The 12,925-nt window shown below is 72.2% G+C and carries 10 protein-coding genes; 6 read left to right on the forward strand and 4 right to left on the reverse strand.

Annotated features, from left to right (window positions below; genetic code table 11):
* Positions 1-37: 37 nt before the first annotated feature.
* From fxsT to ACIPYS_RS06555, 3 genes are all read right to left on the reverse strand, one after another.
* A complete protein-coding gene (fxsT, locus tag ACIPYS_RS06545) occupies positions 38-2,899 on the reverse strand; it encodes an FxSxx-COOH system tetratricopeptide repeat protein (protein ID WP_400743917.1) in 2,862 nt (953 codons plus the stop codon).
* On the reverse strand, positions 2,896-3,318 hold the full coding sequence (locus ACIPYS_RS06550; RefSeq protein WP_400743920.1) for a hypothetical protein: 423 nt from the start codon (positions 3,316-3,318) through the stop codon (positions 2,896-2,898). The genes fxsT and ACIPYS_RS06550 overlap by 4 nt, the downstream gene beginning before the upstream one ends.
* Positions 3,319-3,976: 658 nt before the next feature.
* Positions 3,977-4,393 (reverse strand): hypothetical protein, encoded by a 417-nt coding sequence (locus tag ACIPYS_RS06555; RefSeq protein ID WP_093863171.1) that lies wholly within the window; start codon positions 4,391-4,393, stop codon positions 3,977-3,979.
* 227 nt (positions 4,394-4,620) lie between these two features.
* On the opposite strand from ACIPYS_RS06555, the gene ACIPYS_RS06560 reads away from it, so the two are divergent.
* Positions 4,621-5,346 (forward strand): dienelactone hydrolase family protein, encoded by a 726-nt coding sequence (locus ACIPYS_RS06560; protein ID WP_400743924.1) that lies wholly within the window; start codon positions 4,621-4,623, stop codon positions 5,344-5,346.
* A gap of 130 nt (positions 5,347-5,476) precedes the next feature.
* Here ACIPYS_RS06560 and ACIPYS_RS06565 read toward each other — a convergent pair whose 3' ends face one another.
* Positions 5,477-6,478 carry an adenosine deaminase gene (locus tag ACIPYS_RS06565; protein ID WP_093863169.1) on the reverse strand — a complete coding sequence of 334 codons (1,002 nt, stop codon included), beginning with the start codon at positions 6,476-6,478 and terminating at the stop codon, positions 5,477-5,479.
* Between the two features lie 197 nt (positions 6,479-6,675).
* On the opposite strand from ACIPYS_RS06565, the gene ACIPYS_RS06570 reads away from it, so the two are divergent.
* The 5 genes from ACIPYS_RS06570 (at position 6,676) to ACIPYS_RS06590 (ending at position 12,805) form a co-directional block, all read left to right on the forward strand.
* Entirely contained in the window at positions 6,676-6,957 is a 282-nt protein-coding gene (locus ACIPYS_RS06570; RefSeq protein ID WP_231977987.1) for a DUF6158 family protein, read from the forward strand.
* A gap of 119 nt (positions 6,958-7,076) precedes the next feature.
* Positions 7,077-8,465 (forward strand): NADP-dependent succinic semialdehyde dehydrogenase, encoded by a 1,389-nt coding sequence (locus ACIPYS_RS06575; RefSeq protein ID WP_093863168.1) that lies wholly within the window; start codon positions 7,077-7,079, stop codon positions 8,463-8,465.
* A 351-nt stretch (positions 8,466-8,816) separates the two neighbouring features.
* Positions 8,817-9,275, forward strand: coding sequence for an RICIN domain-containing protein (locus ACIPYS_RS06580; protein ID WP_400743929.1), 459 nt, complete (start codon positions 8,817-8,819; stop codon positions 9,273-9,275).
* Positions 9,276-9,595: 320 nt separating this feature from the next.
* Entirely contained in the window at positions 9,596-11,017 is a 1,422-nt protein-coding gene (locus tag ACIPYS_RS06585; protein ID WP_231977985.1) for a DUF2079 domain-containing protein, read from the forward strand.
* Between the two features lie 66 nt (positions 11,018-11,083).
* Positions 11,084-12,805 (forward strand): DUF2079 domain-containing protein, encoded by a 1,722-nt coding sequence (locus tag ACIPYS_RS06590; RefSeq protein WP_400743932.1) that lies wholly within the window; start codon positions 11,084-11,086, stop codon positions 12,803-12,805.
* Positions 12,806-12,925 lie beyond the last annotated feature (120 nt).

The following is a 12,925-nucleotide window of genomic DNA, read 5'->3' on the forward strand; positions in this document are numbered from 1 at the left end:
CGGACAGATCAGGATTCGCCATCCGACGGGGTACCTGTCATTGACTACTGAGACGGCGCTTAGCGTCGCATGCATGGGCGAGGTGTGCTCGCACTAACTGGGTCTGGGGGTGGGTGTGGCCGAGGGTCTGTTCGCATTGGGTGAGGGTGAGTTCGTGCAGGGAGATGGCACGGTCGAGGTCGCCTGCGGCCAGGTAGGCGTTGGCGAGGTTGTGGCGGGTGGTGAGGGTATGGAGGTGGGTGTGACCGAGGGTCTGCTCGTACTGGGTGAGGGTGAGTTCGTGCAGGGAGATGGCACGGTCGAGGTCGCCTGCGGCCAGGTAGGCGAACGCGAGGTTGTGGCGGGTGGTGAGGGTCTGGGGGTGGGTCTCACCGAGGGTCTGCTCGTACTGGGTGAGGGTGAGTTCGTACAGGGAGATGGCACGGCCGAGGTCGCCTGCGGCCCGGTAGGCGAACGCGAGGTTGTGGCGGGTGGTGAGGGTATGGAGGTGGGTGTGGCCGAGGGTCTGCTCGCGTTGAGTGAGGGTGGTCTGGTGGAGGGGGATGGCGCGGTCGAGGTCGCCAGCAGCCAGGTAGGCGAACGCGAGGTTGTGGCGGGTGGTGAGGGTCTGGGGGTGGGTGTGGCCGAGGGTCTGCTCGCGTTGAGTGAGGGTGAGTTCGTACAGGGGGATGGCGCGGTCGAGGCTGCCGGCGTCCTGGTAGGCGTTGGCGAGGTTGTGGCGGGTGGTGAGGGTCTGGGGGTGGGTGTGGCCGAGGGTCTGCTCGCATTGGGCGAGGGTGGTCTGGTGGAGGGGGATGGCGCGGTCGACGTCGCCAGCAGCCAGGTAGGCGTCGGCGAGGTTGTTGCGACTGTTCAAGGTGTCGGGGTGGGTGTCGCCGAGATGCTGCTCGCTCTGAGTGAGGGTGAGTTCGTGGAGGGGGATGGCGCGGTCGAGGTCGCCAGCGGCCTGGTAGGCGTGGGCGAGGTTGTTGCGGCTGGTGAGGGTGCGGGGGTGGGTGTGGCCGAGGGTCTGCTCGCATTGGGCGAGGGTGGTCTGGTGGAGGGGGATGGCGCGGTCGAGGTCGCCAGCGTCCTGGAAGGCGTGGGCGAGGTTGTTGCGGCTGGCCAGGGTCTGGGGGTGGGTGTGGCCGAGGGTCTGCTCGCATTGGGCGAGGGTGGTCTGGTGGAGGGGGATGGCGCGGTCGACGTCGCCAGCGGCCAGGTAGGCGTCGGCGAGGTTGTTGCGACTGTTCAAGGTGTCGGGGTGGGTGTGACCGAGGGTCTGCTCGCATTGGGCGAGGGTGGTCTGGTGGAGGGGGATGGCGCGGTCGAGGTCGCCAGCGTCCTGGTAAGCATTGGCGAGGTTGTTGCGACTGTTCAAGGTGTCGGGGTGGGTGTGGCCGAGGGTCTGCTCGCGTTGGGTGAGGGTGGTCTGGTGGAGGGGGATGGCGCGGTCGAGGTCGCCAGCGGCCCGGTAGGCGCTGGCGAGGTTGTGGCGGCTGTTCAGGGTATCGGGGTGGGTGTGGCCGAGGTGCTGCTCGAACTGGGCAAGCTCGGCTGCTCGCAGGGGGATGGTGCGGGCGTTGTGACCCTGGCGGTCGAGGTACTGGGCGGCTGTGATGTAGAGCATTGTGGTGGTGTCGTTGTGGTGGTCGGGTGGTGTGGTTGCGGCGAGGGCGGTCAGGTGGGGGATGAGGGTGTCCCACTCTGGCGCTGGGCCGGTGGTGGGTTCGGGTAGGGCGGTGAGGGCGTGGGTGAGGGCGTGTTCGGCTTCGCGGCGGCCGGCGGGCGAGCCGTCCGGGTTGGTGGGTGCGGTGGTGCGTAGGACGGTCTGGACGAGGCGGTGGATGCTGACGGTGTTCGGGGTGAGGGTGGCCATGCTGTAGGCGGCGAGGAGGCCAAGTGCTTCAGCGAGGTCGTCGGTGTCGGTGCCAGGGGTCTCCAGGAGGAGGATGGGGATGTTGTCAGGGGCGAGCCAGGCGATGGTGTGCAGGGTGTCGACGGCGAGTGGGTTGCGTGCGGTGAGGGCATGGAGGGTCTGGGTCCAGATGCGGGTGATGGTGCGCTCCGCATCGACTCCGTCGGCGGCTTTGTCGAGCTTTGCGGGTAGGCGGCGGCGGTAGGTGTCGATGTCGATGGTGGGGTTCTGGGCGAGGTAGGCGCCGGCCTGTTCGAGGGCGAGGGGGAGGTGGCCGAGCTCGGTGGCCAGGGCGTGGGCCGCTTGCCGGTCGCGCGGGGTGGGTGTGCGGTCGGTGACGGCGAGGGTGCAGACGAGGGCAGCGGCTTCGTCGGGCTGGAGGGTTCCCAGCGCCAGGGTGTGGATGGTGCGGGGCCAGCCAGTGGCGCGGCGGCTGGTGATGAGGTGGTGGCCGTTGTCGAGGGCACCGAGGTAGGGGTTGAGGTCAGTGGGGTTTTCGACGTTGTCGAAGATCAGGAGCCAGCCGGGGTGCCATTGCAGCCAGGTGGTTGCCCACGCGGAGCGTTGGTCCTGGTTGGCGTTGCCGGCCCAGGCGGGGAAGAGCTTGAGAGCCAGGTCGCCGAGGGACTGTTCGAGGCGGGTGGGTGAGTCGGCGTTGATCCACCAGACGAGGGTGTAGGTGTGGCGCTGCTGGTGGGCGTAGGTGAGGGCGAGGGTGGTTTTGCCGATGCCGCCGAGGCCGTGGACGGTGGACGCCTGGGTGATCGCCGTCCCGGTCTGTTCGGCGAGGGTGGTGCGGAGGCGGGTGAGGTCGTCGTCGCGTCCGAGGCACAGGGGCAGGGGTGGCAGGTTGCCGAGGCGGGGCGGGGCGGGGACGTCGCGGGCGGCGGTGAGGATCTCGGCGGGCAGGCCGATCACGTCGCCGGTGTGGGCGTGGCTGATGGTGTGTGCGGCGATCGCTCTTGCCCCGGAGGCGTCGATGCCGGGTTCGGGGGTGGTCACTGGTCGGTGTGGTGGCCGTCGCCGGTGATCGCGGTGGTGATGGTGTGTGCGGCGATGGACCGTTCGCCGGAGGCGGTTATGGTCACCGTTCCGGCGGCCGGTGCGGGGAGGAGGGCGGCGAGTTCCTTGAGGAGGTCGGTGTCCTCGCGCAGGGCCCGCTTGATCTGCTGGCGGAGGGCGGCCGCGGCGTCGGGGTCGCCGGGGGCTTCGGCGGCATCCTGGACGGCGGCTTCGAGGGCAGCCTGCTGGGGTTCGGTGCGGCGGCGCCACACGGTCTGGAGGATGCGCCGGCCGAGATTGGCGGTGGCCTCCACGGCGGTGTCCTCGGCGCGGGCGAGGACGGCCCCGCCGTAGGCGCTCACGGCTGCTGTCAGGTAGGGGCTGGCCTGCTCGACCAACTGGACGATCTCGCCACTCACTTGGGCACCTCCGCCATTGCGATGAACGGTTTATGACGGAGCGTAATGGAGCCAACCAACGCGGGTGGGCGCGTTCTCCCGATCCTCATTCCATGAATCGAGGGCGCCGTCCATCCAAAGAGAGTCATCACCAACGGACGAACCGTGTGACAGCCCTACCCGTCATCACTGTCACAGCTGTCACTCTGTCACTGCATGAGCCCTGAGCTGGGGAAATTACTGTGACAGTGCAGTGACAGCCACACAGGTGCTCCCACCACAATCGGGGTCGGGCTCTACCTTCCCGATGGCAGGGACATGAGCACACAGGGGTGCACCCCTCGCCCGCAACAACGCCGCGAGGCACGATCCGACGGGGCTGTTGTCGGTAGGACTCCCGCCCGCTGGGCCGTCTGTGGGCCGTGCGATGCTGCCCAGCGCCGCACAACGCTGACAGTCGATCTCCGGGTCACAACAGGTCAGCGGGGTACGCGCGAACGGGGCCGCTGGTCACATCACCCGCGCGTCACTCCTGGTACTACTGGTCCACCCTGCTCTGACCGGGCACCCACGACGGCTCCCACCTGCGGTTTCCCGGGTGGGAGCCATCGGCCTGTCCGCTCCGCGCCGCCGGGAGGCCGCCGCCGGGAGGTCGCCGGTGGGCAGTCGCCGGTGGGCATCAGCGGCGCTCGACGAGCCACAGGGCGAGCCGGCCCGCGAGCGGGTCGAGGGCGGTGGGGCCGGGATCGCGCGGTCCCACCCGGGGGACACTGCCGGGGTGGTACTGGAAGAAGAGGCTCAGCTCGCCGTCGCCCGCGGCCAGGGAGGCCAGGGGAAGCGAACGGTCGACTCCGGCCGGGAAGCGCGGGCTCTCCCACTCCGGCGAGATTTCGGCGATCGGGGAGCCTCCGGCACGGTCCGGGCCGAGGAACACCACCCAGCGGGCTCCACGCATGCGGAGCGGGTAGTCGGCCACCCGGGCCACGAGATCGCCCAGGGTGGTGGCGCCGTCGACGGTGGTGTCCTGCCGGTGCGGCGCGAAGCTGTCGTCCCCCATGCACACGCTGTCGCGCGTCAGGACCACTTTCACGGTCATGCCCGGCACGGTAGCCCCGGGACCCGATTATCGTCAATCTGACATTAATTGCGGCCGGAACAGTCCGCCGGGACGCGGGCGCCGGGGCCCGGGAAGCCGCCGCCCGCCGAGCGGAGATCGCTTTCGGCCGTCCCCTCCGGACCCGGCCAACCGGTTGCGCGGGTCCCGCCTTCCGCCGGCAGCGGAACACCGGCCCCACAGGCCCGGCGCTCACTACAGTCCGGGCAATGACAACGGTTACCGCACGCACGGTCGAGTACGCGGCCGACGGCCTGACGATGATCGGGCACCTCGCACTGCCGGCCGGTGCCGGCCGCCGGCCCGCGGTCCTGGTCGGACCCGAGGGCATGGGGCTCGGCGACGTCGAGCGCCGCCGGGCCGAGGCGCTCGCCGGACTGGGATACGTGGCGCTCGCCTTCGACCTGCACGGCGGGCGCTATCTGGGCGACCCCGAGGAGATGCTGGCCCGCTGCCTGCCGCTGCTCGCCGACCCCGAGCGGATGCGCGGCATCGGCCACGCGGCGCTCGACGTGCTCCGCGCCGAGCCGCGGACCGATCCCGACCGGATCGCCGCCGTCGGTTACGGCACCGGGGGCGTGATCGCGCTGGAACTCGGGCGCGACGGCGCCGGCCTGCGGGCGATCGGGACGGTCAACGGACTGGCCACGGGCCGACCGGGCGAGACGGCGCGCATCCGCTGCCCGGTGTGGGCCGGGGTCGGGTCGGAGGACCCGATCATGCCGCCCGCGCAACGGGACGCGTTCACCGCCGAGATGCAGGCCGCGGGCGTCGACTGGCGCCTCACGGTCTACGGCGGCGCCCTGCACGCCTTCCACCATCCCCCGGTCGACCACGCCACGGTCCCCGGGGTCGGTCACCACCCGGGGCACGCGCGGCGGGCCTGGCGCGACGTCCTCGACCTGCTCTCCGAGTGCGTGCCCGTGGCGGAGTGACCCGGTCGGAGTGACCCCGTCGGCACGCCCCGACGGTCGACCCCGCTCCGACGCACCGCGGCGCCGTCCCCGCTCCCGGGGGCGGCGCCGCGGGCGGCTCAGCCGCGGCCGGCGTCAGGCCCGGGCGGCGTCAGGCCCGGGCGGTGCCGAACTCGTAGGCGGCGACCTCGGCCAGCAGGGCGGCCCGGCGCTCCTCGTCGAGGAACGAGGCCCGGAAGGAGTTGGCGGCGAGCAGTCGCAGAGTGTCCTCGTCCAGGCCGAGCGCCTCGGCGAGGGCGTCGAAGGTGTCGCCCACGTAGCCGCCGAAGTAGGCCGGGTCGTCGGAGTTGACGGTGGCCAGCAGCCCGGCCGCGAGGATCGCGGGCAGCGGGTGGTCGGCCAGGGTGTCGACGCAGCGCAGCCGCACGTTGGAGAGCGGGCAGAGGGTGAGCGGGATCCGCTCCCGGACCAGCCGCTCGACCAGCGCCGGGTCCTCCAGGCAGCGCAGCCCGTGGTCGATCCGCTCCACCCCGAGCACGTCCAGGGCCTCGGTGATGTACGCGGCCGGGCCCTCCTCCCCGGCGTGCGCGACCCGGTGCAGCCCGGCCTCGGCGGCCCGCCGGTAGACCTCGCGGAACTTGGCCGGCGGGTGGCCGACCTCGGCGGAGTCCAGGCCGACCCCGGTGATCCGCCCGCCGAACCAGGGCCGGGCGGCCTCGAAGGTCTCCAGCGCCGACTCGGCGGACTCGTCCCGCAGGAAGCACATGATCAGCCGGGTGCTGATGCCGTGCCGCCGTTCGGCCCGGTCCAGCGCCCGCCCGAGCCCGTCCACGACGACCGGCAGCGGGATCCCGCGCGCGGTGTGCGCCTGCGGGTCGAAGAAGATCTCCGCGTGCCGCACCCCCTGCGCCGCCGCCCGCGCCAGATAGGCCTCGGCGAGCTCCTCGAAGTCCTCCTCCGTCCGCAGCACCGCCATCAGCGCGTAGTACAGGTCGAGGAAGGACTGCAGGTCGCCGAACGCGTACGCCCGCCGCAGCTCCTCGGCGTCCGCGAACGGCAGCACCACGCCGTTGCGCCGGGCCAGCGCGAACGCCAGCTCGGGCTCCAGGGTGCCTTCGATGTGCAGGTGGAGTTCGGCCTTGGGAATTGCCATCGACGCCTGTCCGGTGGTTTCGGTGCGAATACGAAGGTTTCATCCTACGTTTTCCCGCCTCCGCCCGGAGCCGGGCGGTCCCGGCGGCGGCCCCGGCGCGGCCCCGTCGCGACCCCGCCCGGCTCGAACGGGTGTACCGGCGGGGCCGACGGGGCACCGGGTACTGGGGGGAGTTCCCGTTCTAGGAGGCAGTGGACATGGCGCACCCCGACACCGCGCACGCCAGGCCCGAGGGCATCTCCCCGCACGCCCTGGGCAACGACACGCTGCTGCACGAGCTGGAGCAGCTGCACCGGACCAGGCACGAGACCTTCCTGTACGGGTCGGACGACGCCCTGAAGCGGCACACCCTGCGCACCGGGCAACTGGAGGCCGAGTACCTGCACCGGTTCCCCAACCGCCTGACCACCGCCGGGCGGACCAGGGCCGGTGCCCGGGCCCGCGACGCGGCGGCCCGGGCGGAGGCGCTGCCGGAGTAGCGCCGGAAGGCCCCGCGCGGCGGGACACGCCGGGCGCGGGTGGTACCCGGCGCGCGGGCGGTGGGCCAGGGTGGGAGGACCGACACCTCCACCCCCGCGCACCCCTGGGAGGGGCCCCGATGCCCATCGCAAGCGTGAACCCGGCGACCGGCGAGACCCTGGAGACCTTCGAACCGCTGGACGCGGCCGGTCTGGAACAACGGCTGGCCCGCGCCGAGGCGACCTTCCGCACCTACCGCACCACCTCCTTCGCCCAGCGCGCCGGACTGCTGCGCCGCGCCGCCGAACTGCTCGACGAGGACCGCGAGGGCATCGCCCGGACCATGACCGAGGAGATGGGCAAGCCGATCGCCGCCGCCCGCGCCGAGGCCGCCAAGTGCGCCAAGGCGATGCGCTGGTACGCCGAGAACGCCGAGGCGCTGCTCGCCGACGAGCACCCGGAGCCGGCCGACGTGGCCGACGCCGGGGCGGCCCGCGCCTATGTGCGCTACCGGCCGCTGGGCGCGGTCCTGGCGGTGATGCCGTGGAACTTCCCGTTCTGGCAGGTGGTGCGGTTCGCCGCGCCCGCGCTGATGGCGGGCAACGTCGGGCTGCTCAAGCACGCGTCCAACGTGCCGCGCACGGCGGTGGCGCTGGAGGAGCTGTTCCTGCGGGCCGGCTACCCGGAGGGCTGCTTCCAGACCCTGCTGATCGGCTCGGCGGCGGTGGAGGGGGTGGTCCGCGATCCCCGGGTGGCCGCGGTCACGCTGACCGGCAGCGAGCCGGCCGGGCGGGCGGTCGCGGCGGCAGCGGCCGACGAGGTGAAGAAGGCGGTGCTGGAGCTGGGCGGCAGCGACCCGTACGTGGTGATGCCGAGCGCGGACCTGGACGCGGCCGCGGCCACCGCCGTCACGGCGCGGGCGCAGAACAACGGGCAGTCCTGCATCGCCGCCAAGCGGTTCATCGTGCACACCGAGGTCTACGACCGGTTCACCGCGGCGTTCACCGCCGCCATGGCGGCGCTGCGGGTCGGCGACCCGATGGACGAGGCGACCCAGGTCGGCCCGCTGGCCAGCCGGCAGGGCCGGGACGAGATCGCCGAGCTGGTCGAGGACGCCCGGGCGCACGGGGCCCGGGTGGAGTGCGGCGGGCGGCGGCCGGAGGGCCTGGACGCGGGCTGGTTCTACGAGCCGACGGTGCTGACCGGCATCACCCCGCGGATGCGGATCCACCAGGAGGAGACCTTCGGCCCGGTGGCCACGGTCTACCGGGCGGCCGACCTGGACGAGGCGGTGGCGCTGGCCAACGACACCCCGTTCGGGCTCAGCTCCAACGTCTGGACCGAGGACCCGGCGGAGCAGGAGCGGTTCGTCCGGGACATCCAGGCGGGCGGGGTGTTCTTCAACGGCATGACCGCCTCGCACCCGGCGCTGCCGTTCGGCGGCGTCAAGCGCTCCGGTTTCGGCCGTGAGCTGTCGGGCCACGGCATCAAGGAGTTCTGCAACGTCACCACGGTGTGGATCGCCTGAGTCCGCTCCCCTCGCGCGACCTGTGCGCCCCCGGCCGGGGCCGAGCGCCCCGGCCGGATCCGGCCAAGTTCGGGCACTCTCGATTGCTCCGATTTGCCCGTTTGCCCCGGACCGGCGACCCGAAGGGGAACCCGCCACCCTTCACCGGGCCCGGACAGACCCTCCACAAAAACCCCTTCGACGACGAACGGGTGTGAATTGTTGAGCTAATATTCAGAGCATTTTTCCGACAACATTCCCGATGGCCGAAGAAAGACAGTCGGAACCGGCCACCATATCGCCGGGCACGCATTTCCGGATAAGTTCCACAACGACCGGCCGGAGGGCCGGTCACCACGGGAAGGAAATGCGATGAATCTCCTCCAGCGCACCGTCGCCCTCGTCGCCTCGACCGCCGTCCTGGCCGGCGGCGCGACCGTTCTGGCCGCCGGTCAGGCGAGCGCCGCGACCACCGAGATCACCCTCCAGAACGTCGCCACCAGCCGCTACCTGGACAGCAACGGCAACGGCAACGTCTACACCCTCCCCGGCAACGGCGGCTCGTACCAGCGCTGGTACGCCAGCGACCTGGGCAGCTCCACCTTCAACCTGCGCAACAAGGCCACCGGCTTCTGCCTCGACTCCAACGGCAACGGCAACGTCTACACGCTGAGCTGCAACGGCGGCAGCTACCAGAAGTGGGTCCGGGGGAACGGCCCCTACGGCCACACCTACCGGAACCTCGCCACCGGCCTCTACCTGGACAGCAACGGCAACGGCGACGTGTACGCCCTGGGCGGCAACGGCGGCTCGTACCAGCAGTGGAAGTGAATGCCGATCAGATCGCCGATCGTCGCTCCAGCAAAATGATCTGACGATCAGACAGAAATGATCACCCTCCCCGGCGCCTCAATCGCCGGGGAGGGCTTCTCCATGCTACGGTGCCCGCCCGGGGGCCGACACGCCCGGCGGCGTTCGCCCGTGGCTGAACCCGCCCGCCACCCCGAGGCGTCGAACAAGAATCGGCCGCAGACCACTCGCACCCGGAACGACGGGGATGTTCAGTGACAATTAGTACACTCACATCAGCACTTCAGCGCAGGACGGAGGGTGACGAACCGTCGAGCACGACACCACCCGCCGATCGGCGGGTGCGATTCATCCCCTGGGCGGTCGCCCTCACCCTTTTCCTGGTCTACGCCTTCTTCACCATTCGCCGTCATGAACTCCTCCTCACCAGCGGGTACGACCTCGGGATCTTCGAGCAGGGCGTGCGCGGCTACGCCGAGGGCCGCGGCCCGATCGTGGAACTCAAGGGCCCCGGCTTCAACCTGCTGGGCGACCACTTCTCGCCCGCCCTCGCCGCCCTCGCCCCGTTCTACTGGCTCTGGCCCTCCGCGAAGGTCCTGCTGCTGGCCCAGTCCGCCCTGGTCGCCGTCGCCGCCGTCCCGATCACCCGCTGGGCACAACGCGAGCTCGGACCGGCCGCCGCCGGGGTCACCGGCCTCGGCTACGGGCTCTCCTGGGGGCTCGCCTCCGCCCTCGGCTTCGACTTCCACGAGATCACCTTCGCCGTCCCGCTGATCGCCTTCTCCGTCGTCGCGCTCGGCGAACGGCGCTGGACCGCCGCCCTCGCCTGGGCCGCGCCGCTGGTCCTGGTCAAGGAGGACCTCGGCATCACCGTGGCCGCCGTCGGCGCCTGCATCCTGTGGCGCGGCGACCGGCGCGTCGGCGTGGCCGGCATCCTGCTCGGCGTCGGCTCCTCGCTGCTGGAACTCCTGGTGCTGCTCCCCGCGATGAGCCCCGGCGGCAGCTTCGCCTACTGGGACAACCTGAGCGGCGGCTCCGGCGGGCGGAACCTGCTCACCCTGCCGCTCGACCTGGTCACCCCCGGCGAGAAGGTCACCACCGTCCTGCTGCTGCTGGCACCGACCGTGCTGCTGGCCGCCCGCTCCCCGCTGATGATCGTCGCGCTGCCCACCCTCGGCTGGCGGCTGCTCTCCAACAACCCGGCCTACTGGGGCACCAACTACCACTACAGCGCCGTACTGATGCCGATCGTGTTCGCCGCCTTCGTCGACGTCCTGGTGAAGGCCCGCGGCTGGCGCGGGACGGTACCCCGCTGGATCGCCCGCGCGGCACTGCCGGTCAGCCTGACGGTCACCCTGGCACTGCTGCCGGGCTTCGCGTTCGGACAGCTCTTCTCCACCGAACTGTGGCGGACCCCGGCCCGGGTCGAGGCGGCCCGCTCGGTGCTCGCCACCGTCCCGGACGACGCCCGGGTCGCCGCGTCGAACCGGCTGGTTCCGCAGCTGACCAACCGCTGCGAGGTCATCGTGTTCGGCTGGCCGCAGAACTGGTCGACGGCCGAGTGGATCGTGGTCGACGAGGGACAGCCGATGGGCTGGCCGATGTCGCCCGACCGCGAGCGCCAGGAGGTCGCCACCGTCAAGAACAGCGGCTACCAGGTGGTGCGCAGCGACCACGGCATCACCCTGCTGCGGCGGGCCCCCGGCACGGTCGCACCGCCGGCCGCCGCCACGCCGCCGCCCGCCGCTCCCGGAGCCGGCTGATCCGGGGCGGCCGCCCCGCGGCCCGCCCGAACAGCAACCCCCGCCCCCGACCACCTCAGGGATCCCGTGCCAGTCGAAACCGGGCTCAGCCCGTCCACCCGCCAGAACCGTCCGCTGCTGCCGCGCGTCGTACGCCCGCCCGCACCCGGCGCCGCCGCGCTCTCCGGCCGCCGGACCGCCGTGCTGACGCTGCTCTGCTTCGCCGTCACCGCGGCGTGCGGGCTCCAGCAGTGGTCCGCGGTCCTGCTGGGCGGATTCGACCTCGGCATCTTCCACCAGGGTGTGGCCGGCTACGCGCACTTAGAGCTGCCGATCTCGCCGGTGAAGAGCTACCACCACGAGTTCCCGCCCTCCTTCTCCCTCCTGGGCGACCACTTCTCACCGATCCTGGCCGCGCTCGCCCCGCTCTACTGGATCTGGGAGGACCCGCGCACCCTGATCCTCGGCCAGGCGCTGCTGCTCGCCGCCGGCGTCCCGCTGATCCGCCGGATCGCGGTGCGCTGCTTCACCCCTCCGACCGACGTCACCGCGATCGGGACCGGGACCGGGACGGGCCACGGTGACCCGGCCGGGACCGACCCCGCGCGCCTGCGGACCGTGCGCCTGGCCGCCGACCTGGCCGGCCTCGTCTACGGCCTCGGCTGGCCCCTGCTCGCCGCCGGGCGGGGCGGCTTCCACGAGGTCGCCTTCGCCGTCCCGCTCACCCTGCTGATGCTCGAACGCGGCCTGGCCCGCCGCTACGGCACCGCCGCGCTCGCCGCCGCCCTGCTCTGCCTCACCAAGGAGGACCTCGGGCTGCTGGTCGGCACCTACGGCCTGGTCCTGCTGTGGCGCGGCCGCCCGCGCGGCGACCGCGGGGGCGACCGGGCCGGGGACCGCCGCGCCCTCGCCTGGGGCGCGGGCCTGCTGATCGGCGGCCCGCTGGCCTCCGCGCTCGCCATCGTCGAACTGATCCCCGCCATGGGCGGCCAGCCCGACTACTACTGGGTGTACGGCCCGCTCGGCCCGGACGCCGGGACCGCGATCGGCAACGTCCTCGGCGACCCGCTGCTGCTGCTCCAGGTCGCCACCAACGCCACCGTCAAACCGCTGCTGCTGCTCTGGCTGTTCGGCACCCTGCTGCTGCTGCCGCTGCGCTCCGCCACCGCGCTCTGCCTGGTGCCGCTGCTCGCCGAACGCGTCCTGTCGGACAACCCCAACCACTGGTCGATCGCCCACCACTACGACGCCTTCCTGTGGCCGGTGCTGCTCACCGCCACCCTGGAGGCGCTCGGCCGCCTGCACGCCCGGGGCGGCACCCACCGGCGCACCGGCCACGGCCTGGGCATCGCGGCGGTCGCGATCTCCCTGGTCAGCAGCCTGCTGCTGGGCGGGATCAGCCTGCTGACCCCGGCCTTCTGGCGCCCCTCGGCGAGCAACGCGGCCCTGGTCCGGGGCGCCGCGCAGATCCCCGACGGCGCCCTGGTGGAGGCCGACAACCAGGTGGTGCCGCGACTGGTCGGCCGCACCGACGTGGTCCTGGTGGACGGCGTGCCGCGCGGCCGCGACTACGTCCTGATCCGCTCCGACACCCGGACCTTCCCGTTCCAGACCTCGGCGGAGCAGGCCGAGCGGATCGAGTTGCTGCTGGCCCACGGCTACCGGCAGGTCTGGGGCGAGCACGGGGTGGTGCTGCTGCACCGCGAGAGCGACGAACCGGTGCCCGGCGCCAGGGTGCCCGACGACAGCAGTACGCCGGTCAAGGAGATCGTGCCGTCCGACGTCGGCCACAACCTCTTCAAGGGCTGAGGGCCGGAGAGGTGCCCGGGCCCGGGCCCGGGCCCGGGCCGGGCCCCCGCCCCCTGCAGGCGGTGCCCCGGGGGAGGGGGGGTGGGGGGGGTTGGGGGGGGGGGGCGGGGGGCCAACCGG

Source organism: Kitasatospora sp. NPDC089913 (assembly GCF_044748625.1).
In the GTDB taxonomy this organism is placed as follows: Bacteria; Actinomycetota; Actinomycetes; order Streptomycetales; family Streptomycetaceae; genus Kitasatospora.

What these genes read in the sequence shown, in the direction of transcription:
- ACIPYS_RS06580 (WP_400743929.1), top strand. Translation starts at nt 8,817, where the DNA reads ATGAATCTCCTCCAGCGCACCGTCGCCCTCGTCGCCTCGACCGCCGTC.
- ACIPYS_RS06575 (WP_093863168.1), top strand. Translation starts at nt 7,077, where the DNA reads ATGCCCATCGCAAGCGTGAACCCGGCGACCGGCGAGACCCTGGAGACC.
- ACIPYS_RS06565 (WP_093863169.1), bottom strand. Translation starts at nt 6,478, where the DNA reads ATGGCAATTCCCAAGGCCGAACTCCACCTGCACATCGAAGGCACCCTG.
- ACIPYS_RS06560 (WP_400743924.1), top strand. Translation starts at nt 4,621, where the DNA reads ATGACAACGGTTACCGCACGCACGGTCGAGTACGCGGCCGACGGCCTG.
- ACIPYS_RS06555 (WP_093863171.1), bottom strand. Translation starts at nt 4,393, where the DNA reads ATGACCGTGAAAGTGGTCCTGACGCGCGACAGCGTGTGCATGGGGGAC.
- ACIPYS_RS06570 (WP_231977987.1), top strand. Translation starts at nt 6,676, where the DNA reads ATGGCGCACCCCGACACCGCGCACGCCAGGCCCGAGGGCATCTCCCCG.